The organism is Mesorhizobium sp. M8A.F.Ca.ET.161.01.1.1, from assembly GCF_004792105.1.
Lineage (GTDB): Bacteria > Pseudomonadota > Alphaproteobacteria > Rhizobiales > Rhizobiaceae > Mesorhizobium.
Window position 1 is genome coordinate 265,341 of the sequence record NZ_SRTD01000008.1, and the last position, 22,189, is coordinate 287,529.

The window sequence follows — 22,189 nt, forward strand, 5'->3', positions numbered from 1 at the left end:
GGAGAAGGGACGCGCTTCAACGCTGACGGTCCCCTCTCCCCGTTCTTCACGGGGAGAGGGTAAGGGTGAGGGGCAGCGTCAACTTATCAATAGATGCGCGGCGAAAATCACCGTCCGCCGATGACGCCGATATAATCCGACACCCAGCGATAGTAAGGCACGCACTGATCATTCTGGGTGACGCATTTCGAGACCGGCGTCTTCCAGAACTTGATCTTGTCGAAATTGTCGTAGCCGTTGGTCTTGCAGCCTTCCTCGCCGAGCAACTCGTTGCCCTTGCAGGCGGCGGGCACTACCGGCAGCGAGCCGAACCAGGCCGAGACATCGCCCTGCACCTTCGGCGCCAGCGAATGCTCTAGCCACATATAGGCGCAGTTCGGGTGCGCCGCGTCGGCTTCCATCATGGTTGTGTCGGCCCAGCCCGTGACGCCTTCTTCCGGCACGGTCGAGGCAACCGGCTTCTTGGCGGCAACCAGCGTGTTGACCTGGTAAGGCCACGAGCCCGAAGCAACCACGCCTTCGTTCTGGAAGTCATCGACCTGGATGGCGGCGTCATGCCAGTAGCGGCCGACCAGCGTGCGCTGGACGCGCAGCAATTCGAGCGCCGCCTTGTACTGGTCCTCGTTCAATTCGTAGGGATCCTTGATGCCGAGTTCCGGCTTGTGGAACATCAGGTAGTTGGCGGCATCGGCGATGTGGATCGGTCCGTCATAGGCCTGGACACGGCCCTTGTTGGACTTGCCATCCGGCAGCTTCATTTCCTCGAAAACGACATTCCAGCTCTTCGGCGCTTCCTTGAACACCTCGGTGTTGTACATCAGGATGTTCGGACCCCACTGGTAGGGAACGCCGTAATGCACTTTGTCGACGGTGAACCAGGGCGCGTCCTTGAGCCGGTCGTCGACCGTCTTCCAGCTCGCGATGAGATTGGTGTTGATCGGCTGCACGCGCTTGCCAGCGACGAGGCGCAACGAGGCATCGCCCGAAGCGGTGACGAGGTCGAAGCCGCCCTCGTTCATCAGCGACACCATCTCATCGGATGTATTGGCGGTCTTGACGTTGACCTTGCAGCCACTCTCCTTCTCGAAGGCGGTGACCCAGTCATAGCCCTTGTCGGTCTCGCCGCGCTCGATATAGCCCGGCCAGGCAACGATGTTGACCTGGCCTTCCCCCTTGCCCAGTTCCTTGACCTGGGCAACCGCCTGACCGGAGAAGGTCAGCGCGACCGTCAGCGCAGTGCATGACTTCAGGAATGAATTCATCATCGATCTCCCATTTTGGCGCGTGACCCTGAAACCGCTCCGGTTTTCGCCAGATCACGCGCGGACTGAAAAACGTGCCAGTTCGTCCAATGGACTGATGCCGCTCTGATGGCGGCTTTGGTCCCTGAACGGAAGGTGCTTGGAAAATACCGGTTTCGCAAATTCATTTGTCAGAAGGGTGATATCGGTTTTTCCGATACCCAGATACTCCCTAAGCAAGCGCTGTAACCAGCCAGCAGGCGGCATTGAAGCGAGCCTCACCGTCCTCCACGAAAGGCGCGAACGCAGCAGGCAACACCTTGGTGACTTTTTCGGCTGTTGCCCGGTCGACCTCGCGCAGCGCGGCGCCGACCGGTCCTAGCCGGGTGGCATAGGTCATCAGATCGCGTTGGGCGATCTGACACAGGACGTCCGCCTGTTCGACTTCGATTGACGCCCAGCCGCTCGCTCCAAGAATCCGCTTCACCTTGGCGGCATCGGCAAAGGCAAACTGCCCCGGCGCATCGGGGTCTGGCGCGGGTGCGGGCGGCAGGAAAGGCGCAGCCGCTCGCGCAGCGGTCGTCATGAAATCATTCTCGACCGGACTGCGCCAAGCAACAAAGGCGAGTTTGCCACGGCGCCTTGCGGCCTTTCTTATGTTGGTGAACGCGGCCACGGGATCATCGAAGAACATGACACCAAAGCGCGAGACAACAGCGTGGAAGTGCCCGGATTCGAACGCATATGCCTGGGCATCGCCCACTTTGAAACTTGCGTTTGCTACCTCTTCCACCCTCGAGCGTTTCTTCGCCAGGGCGACAAGCGGCTGCGAGATGTCGAGCCCAACACAATTTCCGTCGTTGCCCACGCGGCGCGCCATCGCCAGAGTTGTGGCGCCGGCGCCGCAGCCGATGTCCAGGACATTGCCCCCTTCCCCTGGATAGCCGGCATCGACTACCAGCCGCTCGAACGGCGCCAGTATCTCGTCGAGGATGGGCTGCATCTCGACCCAGGCCTTTCCGCTGGTATCGTTCCAGAGCGCGGCTTGCCGTGTGTTTGGCGGCGCAGATTGCGGCATAACGGACCTCGCTTTTGTGTTGCTCTCACCGATCGTCACGAGCACTCTACGAGTTCAAGCCGACTTGAGGTCAAGTATGAAAGATATGGACATTGCCGAAGTGTCCCGCCGCACCGGCGTGCCCGCCTCGACACTTCGCTACTACGAGGAGAAGGGCCTCATCGCCTCGATCGGCCGCCGCGGCCAACGCCGCTTGTTCGACCGGGCCGTCCTGGAACGGCTCGCCTTGATCGCGCTTGGACGCGCCGGTGGATTCGCACTGCACGAGATTTCCTCGATGCTGACGCCCGACGGCCTGCCGAAAATGGATCGAGGGCGCCTGGATGCCAAGGCGAACGAACTGGACCAAATCATCCAGCGCCTGACGGCGATCCGTGAGGCTTTGCGCCACGCCGCCCGATGTCCGGCCGCCCGGCCGATGGAATGTCTGGCGTTCCGCCGCGCTGTCAGGCTTGCCGGCGCCGGCCGCTTCGAGGTTGCTCCGATCGGGCCGTTCAGGGCGGAGGCGGTTTCCGTCGCAAAGCGCAAGCGCAAGTCTGGCGGCGTCAGCCTGGGGTAGGCCACACTAGCGGCGGACCGTCCGTTGCGACTGGGCAAGCCCGATGAAGTCGCGCGCCGCCTGCGGCAGGCTGGAGCCGCGCCGCCAGACCATGCCGACCTGCACCACCGGCAAGGCACCGGAAATGTCGCGCGATTCGATGCGGTCGCCTTCCAGCGACCAGGGCCGGTAGACGAGATCGGGCAGCAGCGCCACGCCGGCGCCGGTGGCGACGAGGCTGCGCACGGCTTCCACGGAACGGGTGCGGAAGGCGACATGCGGCCTGGCGCCGATCGCCGTCAGCAGCTTGCCGGTGTTCTCCTCGATCTCGTCGACGGTGAGCATGATCAGCGGTTCGGAGGCGATATCGCCGATGCCGATGATGTCGGCGCCAGCCAAGGGATGGCCGAGCGGCAGCCACAGCCGATAGGCCGAGACTTCGAGGATTTCCGATTGCAGGGCAGTGCGGTCGCGCAAATTGGAGGTGACCATGACGGCAATGTCGAGCTTGCCGCCGATCAGCAAATGTTCGAGGTAGTCGCCATTGTCCTCAATGGCCGACACCTCGACGCCGGGATAGGCGCGGCGGTAGCGGGAAAGCAGATCCGACAGCACATAGCCGGCGACCAGCGAGGTGACGCCGAGCTGCAGCCGGCCTCCCGCCACGGCCTGTTCGCCGGAAAAAGAGCGGCGGGCGTCGGACACGTCGGCGAGGATCTTTGTCGCGTGACGCAGGAACTGGTGGCCCTTGTGGGTGATATTGAGGCCGCGCGGATGGCGCTCGAACAGTTCGACGCCGAGATCGCTTTCAAGTTCCTTGATCGCTTCGGTGACCGACGATTGCGAGATGGAGAGGTTTTGCGCCGCGCGCGACACCGTGCCTTGCTCGGCAACGGCGACGAAGAACTGCAACTGGCGGATGGTGAAGGCCATGGCCGGACTAAACACCGGCAGGCAAGCGAAGGAAAGCGGATCGCGGAGCTTATCCCATGACCCGGTGGCGCGTTCAGCCGAGCATCAGCCTGATGCGGCGTCGCCATGTCGGGCCATAGCGCAACGCAAGCATGAAGGCCGCCTCCAGCGCCACGACAATAACGATGATGCGCAAGCCCACCGTGAAAGAATCCTGGCCGCTGCCGTGCATGAGATAGCCGGTCAGGAGAAAGCCCGCATTCCATATGGTGGCGCCAAGCAGCGTCGCGGCCGCGAAAGGCAAGGCAGGCAGACACAGCGCGCCAGCTGCGATCGGCAGGTAATTGCGCACGGTCGGGATGAACTGCGCCAGCAAGGATACCCTGACATGATTGCGGCGATAGGCCTGGCCAAGCTTGCGATAGGTTTCGGGGCGCAGGAAGACATATCTGCCGGCTCGTCCGATCAGCCTGTCGGCGCGGTCGAACCCGATCCGGCGGCCGACCCCATACCAGACAAGACAGCCAGCGAAGGAGGCGGAAGTCGTCACCGCCAACAGGATCGCCAGCGTCGCACCGTCAGGCGCGGCCGTCATGCCGAGAAACAGCAGCAACACATGCGAGGGCGGAATCGGCAGGATCTTCTCGGTGAAGGCAAGGCAAAAGACGCCGAACAGGCCGAAGCCGAGAATGACCGACAATGGTCCCGTCATGCGAAGCGCCAGTCATAGGTTCCGGCTGCCTTGATTCTGGCGATGCGATAGACCGTCGCCGGCGGGAAATTGCGGAACGTATGACCAACCCGCGTGACCTCGAGATCGAGCCGGTCGAGCAGCGACTGGTCGAACGGACAGCGCCGTCCGAGCGTGAACTGATAGAGGGCTCCGCCGGGACGAAGGTTCGCGAAAACACCTTCGAGAATGGCGAGCGTCTTGCGCGGCGAAATCAGCCGGAAAGGCAAGCCGCTGACGGCAGCGCCAATCACCGGCCGGTGGAAGAGCGACAGATGGCGCAGGCCGACAGCATCCATTTCAAAAATCCGGGCGGCAGGAAAACGACGCATGAGCAGCGCGGCGAAATCCGGATCGGATTCTATCAGCATCAAATCTTCCTCCTTCACCCCGCGCGACAGCAGCGCCCGTGTGAAAGGACCTGTTCCTGGACCGAGCTCCAGCACGGGGCCTGTCTCAGGTCCGATGTCACGGGTCATCAATGCCGCCAGGCTGGAGCTGGACGGCGTGACGGAGCCGACCCTGAACGGCGCGACGGTCCACGCCATGAGAAAAGACAGAGCATCATTTGCAGGCATGGTAACCTCAATCCCGTACAACAGCACCCCAACCAGTCTGGTGTGCCACCTGATTTCGCTTCAGCGTCATTTCCGCTTCAACGTCGGGCCCGACCTGTTGCATATTCGGGCCCGACGCCTTCACGCCGGCATGGGCGATTCGTGCCGACCGGCGCTGTTTGCCGCGACTGGGTTGCATAGACATTGCGCAATCTCGGAGAGCCAAAGAAAGCGCCTGTCGACCCCGGCCGTTCGGCTTTGCCATGTTTGCGCAATGTTGGCGCGGTAGCGCCCGAAGCTGTTGCCGTTGCTGGAGAACTGTCGATGCGAATCTTGCTGGTCGAGGACGAGCCCGAAATGGTCTCTGCCTTACGTGCCGCGCTGAAGCGCCACGACATGGTGGTCGATCATGCCGGCACGCTCATCGAAGCCGAAGGCTTCGTCGCCGCCGACAGCTACGACGCGATCCTGCTCGACCGCCAGTTGCCGGATGGCGACGGGCTGTCGCTGGTGCCCAGATTGCGTTCGGCCAAGAACACCACGCCAGTGCTGATGCTGACGGCGAGAGGCGACACAGCGGACAAGGTCGATGGGCTGGACATGGGCGCGGACGACTATCTGGCAAAACCATTCGCCTTCGAGGAATTGCTTGCCCGGTTGCGCGCGCTGCTGAGGCGTCCGGCACCGATGCAGTCGCAATTCATCCGCGCCGGCGACCTGGTGCTCGACGTCGGGCATCGCGAAGCGTCGATCCGTGCCGAACCGCTCAGCCTGCCGCGGCGCGAACTCCTGGTGCTGGAGGCGCTGATGCGCCGGACCGGCCGCATGGTGCAGCGCGAGGCGCTGATGGAGGCGGTGTTCGGCCTCGACGACGAGATCCAGTCCAACGCGCTCGACACCCACGTCTCGCGCCTGCGCCGCAAACTCGCCGATGCCGATGCCGGCGTGACGATCAATGGCATTCGCGGCGTCGGCTATCTCCTGCGCGAAACGACATGAGCGCCGAGCTATGAGCCTCAAGCGCCCGCGTTCGCTCAAATGGAGCCTGGTGCTGCGCATCGCCTTGCTGCAATGCGCGATGCTGACGCTGATCATCGTCGGCATTCTCGGCGCCATGCTGGCCACCGGCCTTATCCCGCATGACTACGAGGACGGCACGATGGACGTGCTGGCGGATGCGGTGACACGCGATGCCGGCGGCAAGCTTGTCATCACCGAGACGCCAGATATGGCAAAGCTGCGCTCGAACGTTCCGGACCTCTGGTTCATCATCCGCGACAAGCAAGGGCACCGACTGGAAGAAGGCAGGGTGCCGGCCATTTTCCAGCCCTTTGTCGGACTGCTGGACACTATCAGCGACGCCCGTATCGACCACGCAATCGGACAAGCCGCGCCGCCGGAGGGAAAGATCCGCTGGACCGATACGGCGGCCGGCAATGTCCAGATCTTCAGCGGCACCAAGGGCGGGCTTTCGCTGCTGCGCCTGCTCGGCCAGGCGCCGCAATTCTTCCTGCAAGGCATATTGCCGCTCGCCGGGCTGATGGCGTTGGCCACGCTGGTCGCGACACCATGGGTGGTGCGCGGCGCACTGTCAGGCCTTGGCCATGCGGCCGCAGAGGCCGAACGCATCGACATCGACCAGCGTGGCGTGCAGCTGCCGCTGAAGGATGTGCCAAAGGAAGTGACGCCGCTGGTCAAGGCGGTGAACGCCGCCCTTGCGCGCCTGGACAAGGGCTATGAACGCCACAAGCGCTTCCTGACCGACGCCGCCCATGAACTCAGGACACCGGTCGCCATCCTCAACACGCGCCTTGCCTCGCTGCCGGCGACGCCGGAGCGGGCAAGGCTGCTGCAGGATGCGGCACGGCTTTCGACGCTGACCGACCAGCTGCTCGACCTGCAGCGCCTCGACCGGCAGACAACGGCCTTCGAAAAGGTAGACCTCGTGGCGATCGCGCGCGGCGTCATCGTCGACCTCGCGCCGATGGCGTTCTCGGCCGGCTACGAAATGTCGTTCGAGCCGGAACGGGACACGCTTTTTGCCACCGGCGACCGCACCGCGATCGAACGCGCGGTGACCAACATCGTGCAGAACGCCATCGAGCATGGCGGCCGCGCCGGCAAGATCACCGTCAGCGTCACAATGCCCGCCATCATCGAGGTCCGGGACGAAGGCGACGGCGTGCCGCCGGGCGAGCGGGAGCGCATTTTCGAGCCCTTCTACCGGCTGCGTCCGCAGGATCACGGCGCCGGCCTCGGCCTCAACCTCGTGCAGGAAATCATGCATCTCCATGGCGGCCGCATCGAGATCCTTGACGGCAAACCGAGCGGCGCCTGCTTCAGGATGAGTTTTCGCGCTTTGCCGGCATAGCGTCGCCGTAAATCATTAAGCGACCTTCGCGTGTTTGACATCGCGAAGAATCGTAACTAATTAAGTTACATGAAACGCAACAGTCGCCTGTCTTCCACCCTGCACATTCTCGTCCACATGGCGGAGAAGCCCGAACAGGCGCTGACCTCCGAGCAGCTTGCCACCTTCATCCACACCAATCCGGTGGTGGTGCGCCGGACCATTGGCGGCTTGCGCGATGCCGGCATCGTCACCTCGTCGCGCGGGCATGGCGGCGGCTGGCTGCTCGGGCGCGCGCCCGAAAACATTTCACTGGCCGAGATCAGCGTGGCTCTTGGCGAGACGCTACTGCCCTTCAGCACCGGGCCGGAAAGCCCAGGCTGTCTGGTCGAGCAAGCGGTGATCGCCGTTCTCGACGATTTTCGCGTCGCGGCCGAGAAGCTGCTGGCGGAGAAGCTCAGCCGCATCACGCTGGCCGACCTGACCGCCGATTTCCGCCGCCGTTACGCCCTCATTGGAGTCTCCAGCCATGCAGTATGATCTTGCCGTCGTCGGCGGCAGCTTCGCCGGCCTGTCCGCCGCCATCCAGGCGGCGCGGGCGCGGCGCAACGTGCTGGTGATCGACGCCGGCCAGCCACGCAACCGCTTCGCCACGCATTCGCACGGCTTCCTCGGCCAGGACGGGCGAACGCCCGGCGCGATCCTCGACGATGCAAGGCGGCAATTGCTTGCCTATCCGACGGCCAGGCTTGTCACCGCACGTGCGGACAAAGCCATTGCCAACAGCACAAGCGATTTCGAAATCGCCGTCGATGGCGGCGACACATTCGGCGCCGCCCGGCTGGTGCTTGCCACCGGCGTTCGCGACATCCTGCCGGAGGTTCCCGGGCTCGCCGGACAATGGGGTAGGACCGTGCTGCACTGTCCCTATTGCCATGGCTACGAGGTTTCCGGCGGGCCGCTTGGCGTGCTCGCGACCGGTCCGATGTCCATACATCAGGCCCAGCTGATTTCCGACTGGGGTGACGTCACGCTGTTCGGCAACGGCCTGATCGAGCCCGACGCCGAGGAGATGCTTGCCCTGGAGGGCAAGAATGTCAGCTTTGAGCCCGCGCCGGTCAGCGAACTCGGGGAAGACGGCGCCGGCGGATTGGTTGTCCACCTCGACGGCGGCCGAAAGGCGGGCGTCAAGGCGATGTTCACCGCGCCCCGCAACACGATGGCGAGCCCGCTGGCAGAACAGCTCGGTTGCGACTTCAAGGACGGCCTGCTTGGCCCGATGATATCAGTCGATGACAGGCAGCAGACGACGATACCCAGCGTGTATGCCGCCGGAGACGCGGCACGCGCGATGCATAACATCGCCTTCGCCGTGTCGGGTGGCACTTTCGCGGGCGTGTGCGCCCATCAATCCTTGGTGTTCGGCTAAATTCCGGCTTCGCCGCGGGCGATGCTGAGCCGCGCGCCGGCCTGTGCGAGGGCGGCGGCAATGTCATGCGGCGGCGCGCGGTCGGTGGCGAGCTCGGAAAAGCCGTCGAAGCCACAGACCTGAACCAGACCCTGGCGGCCGAACTTCGTGTGGTCGGTGATGACCAGAGAACGCTGGCCGCGCGACAGCACCATGCGGGCGAATTCCGCCTCTTCCAGATCGTAGTCCATGACGCCCGTCAGCGCATCCACGGCGCCGATGGAGATAATGGCGTGGCTGACCGAGAAGCGGCTGACGAACTCGATGGCCGACGTCCCGAACGCGGCGCCTGAATCGCTGCGCAACTCGCCGCCGGCCATATAGACCTTGTTGCCGTTGATGGTGGCCAGCGTACGGGCGATATCGGACGAGTTGGTGACGACCGTCAGGCGCCGGTGGCCGAGCAGTTCGCGCGCCAGGAACGACGTCGTGGTGCCGGTGTCGAGCATGATCGATTCGCCGTCACGGATGGTGGCCGCGACCGCGCGGGCAATGCTGCGCTTGGCGTCGGCATGCTCACGCATGCGCCGTTCGAACGGCGCTTCGCCGATCATCGACGGCAGGCCGATGGCGCCATGCATCTTCAGAACCGAGCCGTCGCTGGTGAGCGGCTTGACGTCACGGCGTACGGTTTCGAGCGACACGCCCAACCGGTCGGCCAGGCTGGCGATGGTGACGGTTCCCTCTTCCTGCAGCAGCCGCAGGATTTCGCCATGCCGTTTCGAGTGGATCATCTGTGCGCATCCCGGAAAATTGACCGATTCTAGGGTATTCCTAACGCTTTTAAAGGAATTGCCCATGCTTTCGGGCAAAATACCCAAAAAAAGTCACATCTTTTTATTGACAGAAGGGCAACCCTGGCGTGAAATCCAACCTCAACAGGGGTTCGGAGCTGCGCGGGAGGGTAATTGGCAGGGCCGAAACTCACTGACCAGGCAGCCTGTAACGTGCCTGGCGCAAGGAATTTTCAGATCCGCGGGGGCGGATGCCGGGTTCAAAAACCTGGCCAAGGGGCTCGTCGGTGCGGTGCGGGATACCAATCCTGGCGTCCCGCACCGACGAGATTGTTTGCACTTCCCTCCGCCGTGGTTGCGCTGCCCGTGGCGCCGTGTCGAAGCCCAGCAAACCAGGTCAGCAAACCAGGGATGATTCCGTGATTGCCGAAGACCGCATCCGCGCCCTGCCCTGCTGGACGGGCGCCATCGAGATCGCGCCGCTGCCCGGCGGCTTGAGCAATGCCAATTATGTGGTCACCGACACGGCCGGCAAACATGTGGTGCGCTTCGGCCAGGACTATCCGTTCCACCATGTCTTCCGCGAACGCGAGGTGATGACCGCACGGGCGGCTCACGCCGCCGGCTTCGCGCCGGCGGTCCATTATGCCGAACCAGGAATCCTGGTAACGGCGTTTCTTGGCGCCAAAACCTATCTGGCCGAGGACGTGCGCGCCAATCTCGGCCGCGTCGCGGCGCTGATGCGCGGCTTTCACCGGGAGATGCCCAACCATATCTCCGGCGCCGGCTTCATGTTCTGGGTGTTCCACGTCATCCGCGACTATGCGCGCACGCTTGACGAAGGGGGCAGCCGCAAGCGCGGTGACCTGCCACGCTTCCTAGCGCTGGCCGACGAACTGGAGCGTGCGCAGAAACTGCTGCCGATCGTCTTTGGCCACAATGATCTCTTGCCGGCCAATATTCTCGACGACGGCAGCAGGCTGTGGCTGATCGATTTCGAATATGCCGGCTTCAATACTGCCATGTTCGACCTTGCCGGCGTCGCCTCGAACGCCGGCATGAGCGACGCGGAATCCTTCGCCTTCCTGACCGCCTATTTCATGAAGGAGCCGGACGAGGCGATCCGCCGCTCGCACGCCGCCATGCAATGCGCCTCGCTGCTGCGCGAGGCGATGTGGAGCATGGTGTCGGAGCTCTATCTCGACGCGCCCGGCATCGACTACGTCGCCTACACCGAGGAAAACCTGGTGCGGCTCGACGCGGCGCTGGAAAACTACCGGACAAAATACGGGATCCTGAAATCATGACCTTGCCTAGCCAGGCCGCGGTCGTCGTCATTGGCGGCGGCATCATCGGCTGTTCGACGGCCTATCATCTTGCGCGCGACCACAAGGTCGACGTGGTGCTGCTCGAACAGGGCAAGCTGACCTCGGGCTCGACCTGGCATGCCGCCGGGCTGGTGGGGCAATTGCGCTCTTCGGCCTCGATCACGCGAGTGCTGAAATACTCCGTCGACCTTTACAAGGGACTGGAGGCCGAGACCGGGCTCGCCACCGGCTGGAAGATGACCGGCTGCCTGCGGCTCGCCACCAATGCCGACCGCTGGACCGAGTACAAAAGGCTGGCGACGACAGCGAAGAGCTTCGGCATGGACATGCACTTGCTGTCTCCGGCGGAGGTCAAGGCGATGTGGCCGCTGATGGAGACCGGCGATCTGGTCGGCGCTTCCTGGCTGCCGACCGACGGCCAGGCGAGCCCTTCCGACATCACGCAGTCGCTGGCCAAGGGCGCGCGCATGCATGGCGCCAAGCTCTATGAGGACGTGCGCGTCACCGGCTTCGAGATGAAGGGCGACCGCATCACGGCGGTGAACACCGACCAGGGCGACATTGCCTGTGACAAGGTGGTGAACTGCGCCGGACAATGGGCACGGCAAGTCGGGGCCATGGCCGGCATCAACGTGCCGCTGCAGCCGGTGAAACACCAGTACATCGTCACCGAGAAGATCGCGGGGCTGGCAACCGACGCGCCGACGCTGCGCGACCCCGATCGGCGCACCTATTTCAAGGAGGAGGTCGGCGGCCTGGTGATGGGCGGCTATGAGCCTAACCCACAGGCATGGACGACAGGGGAGGTGCCCAATGACTGGGAGTTCCGGCTGTTCGACGACGACTACGATCATTTCGAGCAGCACATGATTCAGGCGATCGCGCGGGTGCCGGCGCTGGAAACCGTTGGCGTCAAGCAGATGATCAACGGGCCGGAAAGCTTCACGCCGGACGGCAATTTCATCCTCGGCGTAGCGCCCGAATGCGCCAACATGTTCGTCGGCGCCGGCTTCAACGCCTTCGGCATCGCCTCGGGCGGCGGCGCCGGCTGGGTGCTGGCGCAATGGGTGGTCGACGGCGAGGCGCCGCTCGACCTGTGGGTGGTCGACATCAGGCGCTTTTCCAACCTGCACCGCGACCGGCACTGGGTGTGCGAGCGCACGCTGGAAGCCTATGGCAAGCATTACACGATCGGCTTTCCGCACGAGGAGTATGCCAGCGGCCGGCCGCGCATCGTCTCGCCGCTGTATGAGCGGTTGAAACGGCAGCGCGCCGTGTTCGGCTCGAAGCTCGGCTGGGAGCGGCCGAACTGGTTCGCGCCGGAGAGCGTCGAGCCAAAGGACGTCTATTCGATGGGTCGGCAGAACTGGTTTGCTGCCGTCGGCGACGAGCACCGGCATGTGCGCGAACATGTCGGCATCTTCGACCAGTCGTCCTTCGCCAAGTACGAGCTGAGCGGCCCCGACGCGGCGAAGGCGCTGGACTGGATCTGCGCCAACGACGTCAGCAAGCCGGTCGGCCGGCTGACCTACACGCAACTTCTCAACACGCGCGGCGGCATCGAGGCCGACCTGACCGTGTCGCGGCTTGCCGAGGAGAAATTCTACATCGTCACCGGCACCGGTTTCCGCACTCATGACGCCTCGTGGATCAGCGATCATATTGGCGAGGGCCTCGATGCCAGGCTGACCGACGTCACCGAGGATTTCGGCACGCTGTCGCTGATGGGGCCGCGTGCCCGCGACGTGCTTTCGGCGGTGACCGGGAGCGATGTGTCGAATGCCAGCTTCCCGTTCGGCCATATCAGGGAGATCGTCATCGCCGGTCACACGGTGCGGGCGCTGCGCGTCACCTATGTCGGCGAACTGGGCTGGGAGCTGCACGTGCCGATCGCCGCCACCGGCGAAGTCTTCGACGCGCTGATGGCGGCCGGCAAAGAGCACGACATCCGGCCGGTCGGCTACCGCGCGCTGGAATCGCTGCGGCTGGAAAAGGGCTATCGCGCCTGGGGCTCCGACATCACGCCCAACGACACACCGCTGGAGGCCGGGCTCGGCTGGGCGGTCAAGCTCAGGAAGCACACCGACTTCGTCGGACGGCGTGCACTCGAGAAGGTTGGCGGCGCGTCCCTGAAGAAGCGCTTTGCCGGCTTCACGGTCGACGATCCGGAGATCGTGCTGCTCGGCCGCGAAACCATTCTGCGCGACGGCGAGCCAGTCGGCTATCTTACCAGCGGCGGCCATGGCTACACGGTGGGCAAGAATATCGGCTATGGCTATGTGCGCAGCGCCGACGGGGTGAGCGATGATTTCCTCGCCTCGGGCAGCTATGAACTGGTGGTCGCGATGCAGCGGACGCCGGCGAATATCCATCTCGAGCCACTATACGACCCGGCAATGGAGCGCGTGAAGGCTTAGCTTACGCGCAAGGCGAGGCCACGACTGGGCACGGTATCGGCCTCGCCAGGCATGGAGACGTAAGGGCGGGTTTCCTCGGCGCGGGTGACGAGGCCTTGCGCTTCGAGTTCGGCGATGCGCGCGGCAAAGCCCTGATCCCATAGCGTGTTCTTGACCGTCAGCACGATCACCCCGCCCGGCCGGCAGATGCGGATCAATTCGTCCAAGCCCTCGGCGCCGACATGACCCGAGGTGAAGACGCCGGCCGAGATGATGCCGGCATAGGCGTCGTCGGCAAAAGGCAAGGCGCCGCCGAGCGCCAGGCAATGCAGCGCCGAATAGACACCCTTGCGCGCGGCCTGATCCAGCATGCCTTGCGAGATATCCAGCGCCTCGACCTGGGGATAGCCGGCAATATCGAGCCATTCGCCGATCAGCCCGGTCCCTGCCCCGGCGTCGAGCAGCGGGGCTGACCCGCGCGGCAGATGACGGGCGAGCAAGGCAAGGCAGATCGTCGGGTGGCGGTAACCGGCCGCCGACATGTCGGCGTCGTAGGTCTGCGACCAGCGATCATAGAGTGCCGCCACCTCTTCCGGGCGCTTGGCCGCGTAGACTTCGCCGAGCGCGCCATGATGTTTGCTGTCCGCCACGTGCCCACCAACTCCTTCGTCTTGCCGGAATGATAGCCAAACGGTGAAAATTGTGGAACCGTTGCAGCGAAGAAATAACGCGTGGGGACGCAGGCATGGGGATAGACGAGGCGCGGGCAAGACTTGCCGCCATTCCGCTGCTGGCCGGCTACACCGGGCCGCTGGAACGGCTCGGCGGCCTGACCAATCTCGTCTTCAAGGCCGGCGATTACTGCCTGCGCATTCCAGGCAAAGGCACCGAGGAATATATCAACCGCGCCAACGAGGCGATAGCGGCGCGCGAGGCGGCAAGAGCCGGCGTTAGCCCCGAGGTGCTGCATGTCGATCCCGGTACTGGAGTCATGGTGACGCGCTACATCGCCGGTGCCGAGACGATGTCGCCGGAGAAATTCAGGGACCGGCAGGGCAGTCCGGCCCGGGCGGCCGAGGCCTTCCGCAAGCTGCATGCGTCCGGCGCGGTCTTCCCCTTCCGCTTCGAGCTGTTTTCGATGATCGACGACTATCTCAAGGTGCTGTCGACCAGGGATGTCGCCCTGCCCGCCGGCTATCACGACGTGGTGCGCGAGGCCGGCGGCGTGCGCGAGGCCTTGGCCGTCCGCCCCTTGCCTCTCGTCGCCTGCCATTGCGACCCGCTGTGCGAAAACTTCCTCGATACGGGCGAGCGGATGTGGATCGTCGACTGGGAATATTCCGGGATGAACGATCCGCTCTGGGACCTCGGCGATCTCAGCGTGGAAGGCAAGTTCGACGTCGCCCAGGACGAGGAGTTGATGCGCGCCTATTTCGGCGGCGAGGCGAAGCCGGCGGAGCGCGGCCGCGTCGCCATCTACAAGGCTATGTGCGACCTGTTGTGGACGCTGTGGGGGCTGATCCAGCTCGCCAACAACAATCCGGTGGACGATTTCCGCGCCTATGCCGACGGCCGCTTCGCGCGCTGCAAGGCGCTGATGGAGACGCCAGAGTTTTCCAGGCACCTTGCGGCGATACGCCAGGGCTAGTCACCCGAAATCCGGGCTTTAGTTGACACCCTTCGGCACGTTCTCCGGCGGCACCGTGGTATCGACCACCTTCTGGCGGTGGAAGATGAACAGGCCGGCGAGAACGATGATGCCCGAGCCGATCAGGATGCGCGGGCTGGGCACGTCGCCGAAGAATGCCAGCCCGAACACCACCGCCCACAGGAGCAGCGTGTAGTGCAGCGGCGCCAGCGTCGAGGCCGGCGCCAGTTTCAGCGCCCGGGTGATCATCAGATGCGCACCGCAGGAGACGATGCCGAGCAGCAGCATGGCGCCGAGATCGAGCGGCGACGGCGTCTTCCAGGCGCCGATGGTCAGCACGCCGCCAACCGCCAGCGTGCCGATCGTCTGCCATGTCACCAGATTGGTGTCGCTCGTGCCGCGCAGGCGCCGGTTGAGGATGATGGCGAAGGCGAAGGCGAGGCTGCCGACAAGCGCGAAACTCGACGACAGCGAAAACGCGGCGGAGGACGGTTTCAGCATGATCACCACGCCGCAGAAGCCGAGCAGGATCGCCACCCAGCGGCGCCAGCCGACCTTTTCGCCAAGCAGGAAATGCGACAGCGCCGCCACATAGATCGGCCCGGCCATGTAGAAGCTCATCACATCGGCAAGCGGCAGATAGACGACTGCGGCGTAGAACAAAGCGGTGTCGAGCGTAGTCGCCACAACGCGCAGGATCTGCAGCCCGGGCCGCTCCATCTGGAACAGTCTGCCAGCGCCCTGATTGGCGATCATCGGGCCGAGCACGATAAAGGCGCCGAGCGAACGGATCAGCACCACCTGGCCGACGGAAAAGCTGGCGACCAGCCACTTGCCCATCGCGTCGTTCAGCGCAAACAGGAAGTCGCCGGCCAGCATCAGCAGGATGCCGGCCAGGAGAACATTCCTGATTGGGGAATTCTGCGCCACGGGTTGCGTCATGCCGACCCCGATTCCTCCCTCGCCTGGGCCGCGTCGTAGACGGAAGCGGTGGCTTTGACGAGAAGAAATCAGGAATTGAGTAAGACCAGCGTCGGGAATCGGCTGTATCTAGGTGGATATATGTCTGCGGTTCACCTGACCCGGCCTGCCGGGAATGGACAGCCTGGTATCCTGCCTCATCCTTTCCGCCACCACCTTGCCCTTGGCGATGACGCAGATGCGCTCGGCGCGCAGGCGCAGCGCTTCGATCGGATTGCCGGCATCGAGGATCACCAGGCTGGCGCGCTTGCCGACCTCCAGACCGAGATGATCGAGGCCCATGATCGCGGCGTTGACGTTGGTGACCATGTCGAAACAGCGCGCCATGTCGGCGGGGCTCGACATCTGGGCGACATGCAGGCCCATGAAGGCGACGTCGAGCATGTCGGCGGTGCCCAGCGAATACCAGGGATCGAGCACGCAATCCTGACCCCAGCCGACACGGATGCCCAGCGCCAGCATTTCCTTGACCCGCGTCATGCCACGCCGCTTGGGGAAGGTATCATGGCGGCCCTGCAGCATGATGTTGATCAAGGGATTGGGGATCGCGGAGACGCCGGCCTCGGCGATCAGCGGCAGAAGCTTCGAGACATAGTAATTGTCCATCGAATGCATCGACGTGAGATGCGAGCCGGCCACCTTGCCCTGCAGGCCGAGCCGCTGCGTTTCATAGGCCAGCTGCTCGATGTGGCGCGACAGGGGATCGTCGGTCTCGTCGCAATGCAGGTCGACCATCAGGCCGCGTTGTGCGGCGATTTCGCACAGTTCGGTCACCGAGCGCGTGCCGTCGGCCATGGTGCGCTCGAAATGCGGAATGCCGCCGACGATATCGACGCCCATGTCCAGCGCGCGAATGGTGTTTTGGCGTGCCGTCGGCGAGCGATAGAAGCCGTCCTGCGGGAAGGCCACCAATTGCAGGTCGATATAGGGGGCGACGGTCTTCTTGACCTCCAGCAGCGCCTCGACCGCCAGCAGCCGGTCGTCGCAGACATCGACATGGGTGCGGATGGCAAGCAGCCCCATCGACACCGCCCAGTCGCAATAGGCGAGCGCGCGGTCGCGCACCGCTTCGTGCGTCAAGAGCGGCTTCAGTTCGCCCCACAGCGCGATGCCTTCAAGCAGCGTGCCCGATGCGTTGATGCGCGGTATGCCGTAGGACAGCGTGGCGTCCATATGGAAATGCGGATCGACGAAGGGCGGCGACACCAGATTGCCACGGGCGTCGACCTCGCTCCGCGCGGAACCCTCGAGCTTCGGCTCGATCGCCGCGATCGTCTCGCCGCTGATGCCGATGTCGGCGATGCCGCCATCCGGCAGTGTGCCGCCACGAACGATTAGGTCGAAATCCATTTCTCATCATCCCGCTTGAAGAATCACAGTCGCATCGTGTCTCAAAAGACAGCCTGCTGCAGCGGGTTTCTTTCCATGGTCGCGAAAGGTTCCCTCCGGCGGCAACTCCCTCTATAAGCCGCCTTCGTCATCCCGGCATCAAGGATCAGCCGTTGTTTCGTTTCTTCCGTTCGACGGAAAACCAGCGCCTCGTCGCAAGGCTGCTCAGGGAATCGTTCCGGCAGCACCGGGCCGGCTACGCCGCCGCCATCCTGTCGATGTTGGTGGTCGCTGGCACGACCGCCGCCAGCGCCTGGATCCTTAGCGTGATCACCAATGAGTTCGTGATCTACAAAAGAGTCGAGCGCGTCAACTGGATTGCTTTGGCGGTCGCCACGATTTTCATCGCCAAGGGCATCGCCAACTTCGTCCAGGCGTATTTCATGAGCCGGGTGGGCAACGCCATCATCGCCGACCGGCAGCGCAAGATCTACGACCGCATCCTGGCGCAAGGCATCGAATTCTACCACTCGACCTCGTCATCCGACCTCATCACCCGCATGACCAACAATGCACAGGCGGCGCGTAATGTGCTCGACCTCGTCGTCACATCCTACGTGCGCGATCTGGTGACGTTGATTGCCCTGGTGGCGGTCATGGTCTGGAAGCAGCCGGCGCTGTCGCTGATCTGCTTCGTCGTCGGGCCTCTCGCCATCTATGGCGTCAACCGCATCCTGAAGCGCGTCCGCAAGATTGCCGCGATGGAGTTCCGCTCTGTCGGCCAGATTGTCCAGGTGATGCAGGAAACCGCGATCGGCGTGCGCGTGGTCAAATCCTTCAATCTTGAAGGCTCAATGCGCAATCGCATGTACAAGGCGGTGTCCGATGTCGAGACCCGAGCCAACAACATCGCTGCGCTGGAGGCGGCGACAAGCCCGGTGATGGAGACGCTGGCCGGAATGGCAATTTCCGGGGCCATCTTCGTCAGCGGCTTCCTGGTCTTGCAGGGCGGCCAGATGCCCGGAGACATCATGACCTTCATCGGAGCGCTCCTATTTGCTTATGAGCCGGCAAAGCGCCTTGCGCGTGTGCGGGTATCGCTGGAAAGCGGCATTGTCGGCGTGCGCATGATGTTCGAACTCGCCGACCAGCCGCTGACGCTGGCGGAGAAGCCGGATGCCAAGCCGCTGCGAGCCGGGCCCGGCGAGATACGGTTCGACGCCGTCAGCTTCGCCTATCAGAACGGCCCGCCGGTGCTGGAAGGGTTCGACCTGACCCTTGAGGCCGGCAAGATGACGGCGCTGGTCGGGCCTTCCGGCGGCGGCAAGTCGACGATCCTCAACCTGATCATGCGCATGTATGACCCCAAGAGCGGCAGGGTGCTGCTCGATGGCCAGGACATTTCCCATGCCACGCTGGCCTCGCTCCGGGAAAAGATCGCCTATGTCAGCCAGGAGACGTTCCTGTTTGCCGGCACGATCATGCACAACATCCGGCTTGGGCGCGAGGGCGCGACCGACGACGAGGTGATCGCCGCGGCCAAGGCGGCCAACGCGCATGACTTCATCGTCGCGCAGCCGAAAGGCTACGAAACCGATGTCGGCGAGAATGGCGGCCTTTTGTCAGGCGGCCAGCGCCAGCGCATTTCCATCGCGCGTGCCATGCTGCGCAACGCGGAAATCCTGCTGCTGGACGAAGCGACCAGCGCGCTCGACGCAGAGTCGGAGGCGCTGTTCCGCGACGCGCTGCAACAGCTGACGGAAGGGCGCACCACGATCGTCATCGCGCACCGCCTGTCCACCGTGCACCAGGCCGACACGATCGTGGTGCTGGAAGCCGGCAAGGTGGTGGAAAGCGGGGCGCATCGTGCCCTGCTCAAGCAGGGCGGGCTTTACCAGAAGCTTTATGAATATCAGCTGATGCCGTGAGGGTGCCTTCGAATGTAGGTGCCAGACCCCCTCATCCGGCCCTCCGGGCCACCTTCTCCCCGAGGGGAGAAGAGGTCGTCAACGCGGGCGTCAGCCTCTTCTCCCCAACGGGGAGAAGGTGGCCGCGCAAGCGGCTGGATGAGGGGGCCGGCGCGAACCTTACTCCGGCACGTGCCTCACCGCGCCCTTGTCAGCGCTGGTGGCGAAGGCGGCGTAGGCGCGCAGCGCGGTCGTCACCTTGCGCTTGCGCTTTTCCTCCGGCTTCCAGGCGTTCGCGCCCTTGGCCTCCATCGCCGCACGGCGCGCGTCGAGTTCGGCGTCGCTGACAGCCAGGCGGATGGTGCGGTTGGGGATGTCGATCTCGATCGTGTCGCCTTCCTGCACCAGCCCGATCAGCCCGCCTTCCGCCGCTTCCGGCGAAGCATGGCCGATTGACAGGCCCGACGTGCCGCCGGAGAAGCGTCCGTCGGTGACCAGCGCGCAGGCCTTGCCCAGGCCCTTCGACTTCAGGTAGCTGGTCGGATAGAGCATCTCCTGCATGCCGGGGCCGCCGCGCGGACCCTCATAGCGGATGACGACGACATCGCCGGCCTTGATCTCGTTGGCGAGGATCGCCTTGACGCTGGCGTCCTGGCTTTCGAAGACGCGAGCCGGACCGGTGAATTTCAGGATCGACTCGTCGACGCCGGCCGTCTTCACGATGCAGCCGTCGAGCGCCAGATTGCCCTTCAGGACGGCGAGGCCACCATCCTTGGAGAAGGGCGTCTTCGCCGAGCGGATGACACCCGTTTCGCGGTTCGTGTCGAGCTCTTCCCAGCGACGGTCCTGGCTGAAGGCGACCTGCGTCGGCACGCCGCCGGGAGCGGCGAGGAAGAAGTCGCGCACATTCTGGCTCGAGGTGCGCGAAATATCCCAATGGTCGAGCGCTTCGCCGAGGCTCGCCGTATGCACGGTCGGCAGGTCGCGGTTGATCAGCCCGGCCTCGTCAAGCTGGCCGAGGATGGCCATGATGCCGCCGGCGCGGTGGACGTCTTCCATGTGCACGTCGGACTTGGCCGGCGCCACCTTGCACAGCACCGGCACCCGTCGCGACAGCCGGTCGATGTCTTCCATGGTGAAGTCGACCTCGCCCTCATGCGCGGCGGCCAGGATATGCAGCACGGTGTTGGTGGAGCCGCCCATGGCGATGTCGAGCGTCATGGCGTTCTCGAAGGCGCCCTTGGAAGCGATGCTGCGCGGCAATGCGCTCTCGTCATCCTGTTCGTAATAGCGCTGGGCGAGATCGACGACGAGATGGCCGGCCTCGACGAACAGCCGCTTGCGGTCGGCATGCGTGGCCAGTGTCGAGCCGTTGCCGGGCAGCGAAAGCCCCAGCGCCTCGGTCAAACAATTCATCGAATTGGCTGTGAACATGCCCGAGCAGGAACCGCAGGTCGGGCAGGCCGAGCGCTCGATGACCTTGACGTCCTCGTCGGAGATCTTGTCGTCGGCGGCCGCGACCATGGCGTCGACAAGGTCGAGCGCCTGGATCTTGCCGGCCAGCACGACCTTGCCGGCTTCCATCGGTCCGCCGGAGACGAAGACGGTCGGGATGTTGAGGCGCAGCGAGGCCATCAGCATGCCGGGGGTGATCTTGTCGCAGTTGGAGATGCAGACCATGGCGTCGGCGCAATGGGCGTTGACCATGTATTCGACGGAATCGGCGATCAGCTCGCGCGACGGCAGCGAATAGAGCATGCCGTCATGGCCCATGGCGATGCCGTCATCGACGGCGATGGTGTTGAATTCCTTGGCGACGCCGCCGGCCTTCTCGATCTCGCTCGCGACGAGCTGGCCAAGGTCCTTCAGATGGACATGGCCAGGCACGAATTGGGTGAAGGAATTGACTACCGCGATGATCGGCTTGCCGAAATCACTGTCCTTCATGCCGGTGGCGCGCCACAGGCCGCGGGCGCCGGCCATGTTGCGGCCATGGGTGGTGGTGCGGGAACGATAGGCAGGCATATTTTTTCCTTGGTGGCTGGCCGCAGCCGAAGAGTGGCGCGGCGGCGCTGAATTTTGATCGCAGGGGTTATAGACGCGCAAGTATGGTCTGGCCACAATTTTGCAATGCGCCAGAGTCTTACCGAAAATCGGCGTCTGCAAAAAAAATTGCATGCCCTGTCGGATCGCGCGCCGGACGCCCGTCCTTGGTTCAACGGCAAAGGAATGGCACCATTCCCGGAGCCAGCCGTTTCACCGTAGCAGCAAGAAGCAACCGAGGAGCGCGACATGCAAAAGATCACCACCTGCCTGTGGTTCGACGACCAGGCCGAAGAGGCGATGAATTTCTACGTCTCCATTTTCAAGAACTCGAAGGTGCTGAGCGTGATGCGCTGGCCAGAGGGTCATGCAAATGAAGGCAAGGCGCTGGTGACCACGTTCGAACTCGACGGCGTGCAGTTCCAGGCGCTCAACGGCGGACCGCAATTCAAGTTCAACGAGGCAATGTCGCAGTCGATCGACTGCAAGACGCAGGAAGAGGTCGATTATTTCTGGGACAGGCTCATCGAAGGCGGTGGCGAACCGTCGCAATGCAGCTGGCTGAAAGACAAGTTCGGTGTCTCCTGGCAGGTCGTGCCGGAGCAACTGCCCAGGCTGCTTCAGGACCCGGACAGGGCCAAGGCCGGCCGGGTGATGTCGGCGATGATGCAGATGGGCAAGATCGACATCGCCAAATTGGAGGCGGCGGCGAAGGGGTGAGAAGCGCGATCTTGCCTTCTCCCCTTGTGGGAGAAGGTGGATCGGCGCGATAGCGCCGAGACGGATGAGGGGTGTTCCAGCGGAGTGAGACGTTGGCGTTCCCTGGAACACCCCTTGTGTGTTTGGAATCGTGCATTGTTGAGGTGCCACGGACCAGGTGCTTGCCTGATCCGTGGCGGCGGTCGAGAGCCCGTCACCCCTCAGGTGGCTTAAACCGTGGATGAGCTGG

At 63.9% G+C, this 22,189-nt stretch carries 20 protein-coding genes; 10 read left to right on the top strand and 10 right to left on the bottom strand.

The annotated features are described in order from the left end of the window. Nucleotides 1-107: 107 nt before the first annotated feature. Nucleotides 108-1,262 carry an ABC transporter substrate-binding protein gene (locus EN804_RS21100; protein ID WP_135921160.1) on the bottom strand — a complete coding sequence of 385 codons (1,155 nt, stop codon included), beginning with the start codon at nucleotides 1,260-1,262 and terminating at the stop codon, nucleotides 108-110. Between the two features lie 211 nt (nucleotides 1,263-1,473). After that, nucleotides 1,474-2,364 carry a methyltransferase domain-containing protein gene (locus EN804_RS21105; RefSeq protein ID WP_246693459.1) on the bottom strand — a complete coding sequence of 297 codons (891 nt, stop codon included), beginning with the start codon at nucleotides 2,362-2,364 and terminating at the stop codon, nucleotides 1,474-1,476. A gap of 31 nt (nucleotides 2,365-2,395) precedes the next feature. Here EN804_RS21105 and EN804_RS21110 point away from each other — a divergent pair, with 31 nt between their 5' ends. Then, nucleotides 2,396-2,878: a helix-turn-helix domain-containing protein gene (locus EN804_RS21110; RefSeq protein ID WP_135921162.1), complete on the top strand. Its 483-nt coding sequence runs from the start codon at nucleotides 2,396-2,398 to the stop codon at nucleotides 2,876-2,878. Nucleotides 2,879-2,884: 6 nt separating this feature from the next. Here the strand turns inward: EN804_RS21110 and EN804_RS21115 are convergent, their stop codons facing one another. The 3 genes from EN804_RS21115 to EN804_RS21125 form a co-directional block, all read right to left on the bottom strand. After that, on the bottom strand, nucleotides 2,885-3,790 hold the full coding sequence (locus EN804_RS21115; protein WP_135921164.1) for a LysR substrate-binding domain-containing protein: 906 nt from the start codon (nucleotides 3,788-3,790) through the stop codon (nucleotides 2,885-2,887). Between the two features lie 73 nt (nucleotides 3,791-3,863). Further along, the gene (locus EN804_RS21120; protein WP_135921166.1) at nucleotides 3,864-4,481 is read right to left on the bottom strand and encodes a DedA family protein; all 618 of its coding nucleotides are present in this window, start codon (nucleotides 4,479-4,481) and stop codon (nucleotides 3,864-3,866) included. Next, nucleotides 4,478-5,077, bottom strand: a complete 600-nt coding sequence (locus EN804_RS21125; protein ID WP_135921168.1) for a phospholipid methyltransferase — start codon at nucleotides 5,075-5,077, stop codon at nucleotides 4,478-4,480. The genes EN804_RS21120 and EN804_RS21125 overlap by 4 nt, the downstream gene beginning before the upstream one ends. A gap of 303 nt (nucleotides 5,078-5,380) precedes the next feature. On the opposite strand from EN804_RS21125, the gene EN804_RS21130 reads away from it, so the two are divergent. The 4 genes from EN804_RS21130 (at nucleotide 5,381) to EN804_RS21145 (ending at nucleotide 8,835) form a co-directional block, all read left to right on the top strand. Further along, the gene (locus tag EN804_RS21130) at nucleotides 5,381-6,055 is read left to right on the top strand and encodes a response regulator transcription factor (RefSeq protein ID WP_127280137.1); all 675 of its coding nucleotides are present in this window, start codon (nucleotides 5,381-5,383) and stop codon (nucleotides 6,053-6,055) included. A 10-nt stretch (nucleotides 6,056-6,065) separates the two neighbouring features. After that, nucleotides 6,066-7,427, top strand: coding sequence for a HAMP domain-containing sensor histidine kinase (locus EN804_RS21135; protein WP_135921170.1), 1,362 nt, complete (start codon nucleotides 6,066-6,068; stop codon nucleotides 7,425-7,427). Between the two features lie 69 nt (nucleotides 7,428-7,496). Beyond that, nucleotides 7,497-7,946 carry an Rrf2 family transcriptional regulator gene (locus EN804_RS21140; RefSeq protein ID WP_135921172.1) on the top strand — a complete coding sequence of 150 codons (450 nt, stop codon included), beginning with the start codon at nucleotides 7,497-7,499 and terminating at the stop codon, nucleotides 7,944-7,946. Continuing rightward, nucleotides 7,936-8,835 carry an NAD(P)/FAD-dependent oxidoreductase gene (locus EN804_RS21145; RefSeq protein WP_127280251.1) on the top strand — a complete coding sequence of 300 codons (900 nt, stop codon included), beginning with the start codon at nucleotides 7,936-7,938 and terminating at the stop codon, nucleotides 8,833-8,835. Before EN804_RS21140 ends, EN804_RS21145 begins: the two co-directional genes overlap by 11 nt. Here EN804_RS21145 and EN804_RS21150 read toward each other — a convergent pair. Then, nucleotides 8,832-9,608 carry a DeoR/GlpR family DNA-binding transcription regulator gene (locus EN804_RS21150; protein WP_135882955.1) on the bottom strand — a complete coding sequence of 259 codons (777 nt, stop codon included), beginning with the start codon at nucleotides 9,606-9,608 and terminating at the stop codon, nucleotides 8,832-8,834. The two genes, EN804_RS21145 and EN804_RS21150, sit on opposite strands and share 4 nt — an antisense overlap. Nucleotides 9,609-10,027: 419 nt before the next feature. Here EN804_RS21150 and EN804_RS21155 point away from each other — a divergent pair, with 419 nt between their 5' ends. Both EN804_RS21155 and EN804_RS21160 read left to right on the top strand, forming a co-directional pair. Beyond that, nucleotides 10,028-10,915: a phosphotransferase family protein gene (locus tag EN804_RS21155; RefSeq protein ID WP_127280249.1), complete on the top strand. Its 888-nt coding sequence runs from the start codon at nucleotides 10,028-10,030 to the stop codon at nucleotides 10,913-10,915. Beyond that, nucleotides 10,912-13,353: an FAD-dependent oxidoreductase gene (locus tag EN804_RS21160; protein ID WP_135921174.1), complete on the top strand. Its 2,442-nt coding sequence runs from the start codon at nucleotides 10,912-10,914 to the stop codon at nucleotides 13,351-13,353. The genes EN804_RS21155 and EN804_RS21160 overlap by 4 nt, the downstream gene beginning before the upstream one ends. Here EN804_RS21160 and EN804_RS21165 read toward each other — a convergent pair. Continuing rightward, entirely contained in the window at nucleotides 13,350-13,982 is a 633-nt protein-coding gene (locus EN804_RS21165) for a class I SAM-dependent methyltransferase (protein ID WP_127278645.1), read from the bottom strand. The two genes, EN804_RS21160 and EN804_RS21165, sit on opposite strands and share 4 nt — an antisense overlap. A 95-nt stretch (nucleotides 13,983-14,077) precedes the next feature. On the opposite strand from EN804_RS21165, the gene EN804_RS21170 reads away from it, so the two are divergent. Beyond that, on the top strand, nucleotides 14,078-14,980 hold the full coding sequence (locus EN804_RS21170; RefSeq protein ID WP_127278646.1) for a phosphotransferase family protein: 903 nt from the start codon (nucleotides 14,078-14,080) through the stop codon (nucleotides 14,978-14,980). 18 nt (nucleotides 14,981-14,998) lie between these two features. Here EN804_RS21170 and EN804_RS21175 read toward each other — a convergent pair whose 3' ends face one another. Together EN804_RS21175 and EN804_RS21180 are read right to left on the bottom strand one after the other, a co-directional pair. Continuing rightward, complete coding sequence (locus EN804_RS21175; RefSeq protein WP_135921176.1) at nucleotides 14,999-15,922, bottom strand: DMT family transporter; 924 nt, start codon at nucleotides 15,920-15,922, stop codon at nucleotides 14,999-15,001. Nucleotides 15,923-16,030: 108 nt separating this feature from the next. Continuing rightward, nucleotides 16,031-17,311, bottom strand: coding sequence for an amidohydrolase family protein (locus EN804_RS21180; protein ID WP_135921178.1), 1,281 nt, complete (start codon nucleotides 17,309-17,311; stop codon nucleotides 16,031-16,033). A gap of 152 nt (nucleotides 17,312-17,463) precedes the next feature. On the opposite strand from EN804_RS21180, the gene EN804_RS21185 reads away from it, so the two are divergent. Then, a complete protein-coding gene (locus EN804_RS21185) occupies nucleotides 17,464-19,218 on the top strand; it encodes an ABC transporter ATP-binding protein (RefSeq protein ID WP_135921180.1) in 1,755 nt (584 codons plus the stop codon). Between the two features lie 159 nt (nucleotides 19,219-19,377). Here EN804_RS21185 and ilvD read toward each other — a convergent pair whose 3' ends face one another. Continuing rightward, on the bottom strand, nucleotides 19,378-21,222 hold the full coding sequence (ilvD, locus tag EN804_RS21190) for a dihydroxy-acid dehydratase (RefSeq protein ID WP_135921182.1): 1,845 nt from the start codon (nucleotides 21,220-21,222) through the stop codon (nucleotides 19,378-19,380). Nucleotides 21,223-21,489: 267 nt separating this feature from the next. Here ilvD and EN804_RS21195 point away from each other — a divergent pair, with 267 nt between their 5' ends. Next, the gene (locus EN804_RS21195) at nucleotides 21,490-21,960 is read left to right on the top strand and encodes a VOC family protein (RefSeq protein ID WP_127873579.1); all 471 of its coding nucleotides are present in this window, start codon (nucleotides 21,490-21,492) and stop codon (nucleotides 21,958-21,960) included. Nucleotides 21,961-22,189: the final 229 nt, after the last annotated feature.

Bases quoted from the DNA above. Each gene is read 5' to 3' on its own strand.
- EN804_RS21100 (WP_135921160.1), bottom strand. From the start codon at position 1,262: ATGAATTCATTCCTGAAGTCATGCACTGCGCTGACGGTCGCGCTGACC.
- EN804_RS21110 (WP_135921162.1), top strand. From the start codon at position 2,396: ATGAAAGATATGGACATTGCCGAAGTGTCCCGCCGCACCGGCGTGCCC.
- EN804_RS21115 (WP_135921164.1), bottom strand. From the start codon at position 3,790: ATGGCCTTCACCATCCGCCAGTTGCAGTTCTTCGTCGCCGTTGCCGAG.
- EN804_RS21120 (WP_135921166.1), bottom strand. From the start codon at position 4,481: ATGACGGGACCATTGTCGGTCATTCTCGGCTTCGGCCTGTTCGGCGTC.
- EN804_RS21125 (WP_135921168.1), bottom strand. From the start codon at position 5,077: ATGCCTGCAAATGATGCTCTGTCTTTTCTCATGGCGTGGACCGTCGCG.
- EN804_RS21130 (WP_127280137.1), top strand. From the start codon at position 5,381: ATGCGAATCTTGCTGGTCGAGGACGAGCCCGAAATGGTCTCTGCCTTA.
- EN804_RS21135 (WP_135921170.1), top strand. From the start codon at position 6,066: ATGAGCCTCAAGCGCCCGCGTTCGCTCAAATGGAGCCTGGTGCTGCGC.
- EN804_RS21140 (WP_135921172.1), top strand. From the start codon at position 7,497: ATGAAACGCAACAGTCGCCTGTCTTCCACCCTGCACATTCTCGTCCAC.
- EN804_RS21145 (WP_127280251.1), top strand. From the start codon at position 7,936: ATGCAGTATGATCTTGCCGTCGTCGGCGGCAGCTTCGCCGGCCTGTCC.
- EN804_RS21150 (WP_135882955.1), bottom strand. From the start codon at position 9,608: ATGATCCACTCGAAACGGCATGGCGAAATCCTGCGGCTGCTGCAGGAA.
- EN804_RS21160 (WP_135921174.1), top strand. From the start codon at position 10,912: ATGACCTTGCCTAGCCAGGCCGCGGTCGTCGTCATTGGCGGCGGCATC.
- EN804_RS21170 (WP_127278646.1), top strand. From the start codon at position 14,078: ATGGGGATAGACGAGGCGCGGGCAAGACTTGCCGCCATTCCGCTGCTG.
- EN804_RS21175 (WP_135921176.1), bottom strand. From the start codon at position 15,922: ATGACGCAACCCGTGGCGCAGAATTCCCCAATCAGGAATGTTCTCCTG.
- EN804_RS21180 (WP_135921178.1), bottom strand. From the start codon at position 17,311: ATGGATTTCGACCTAATCGTTCGTGGCGGCACACTGCCGGATGGCGGC.
- ilvD (WP_135921182.1), bottom strand. From the start codon at position 21,222: ATGCCTGCCTATCGTTCCCGCACCACCACCCATGGCCGCAACATGGCC.
- EN804_RS21195 (WP_127873579.1), top strand. From the start codon at position 21,490: ATGCAAAAGATCACCACCTGCCTGTGGTTCGACGACCAGGCCGAAGAG.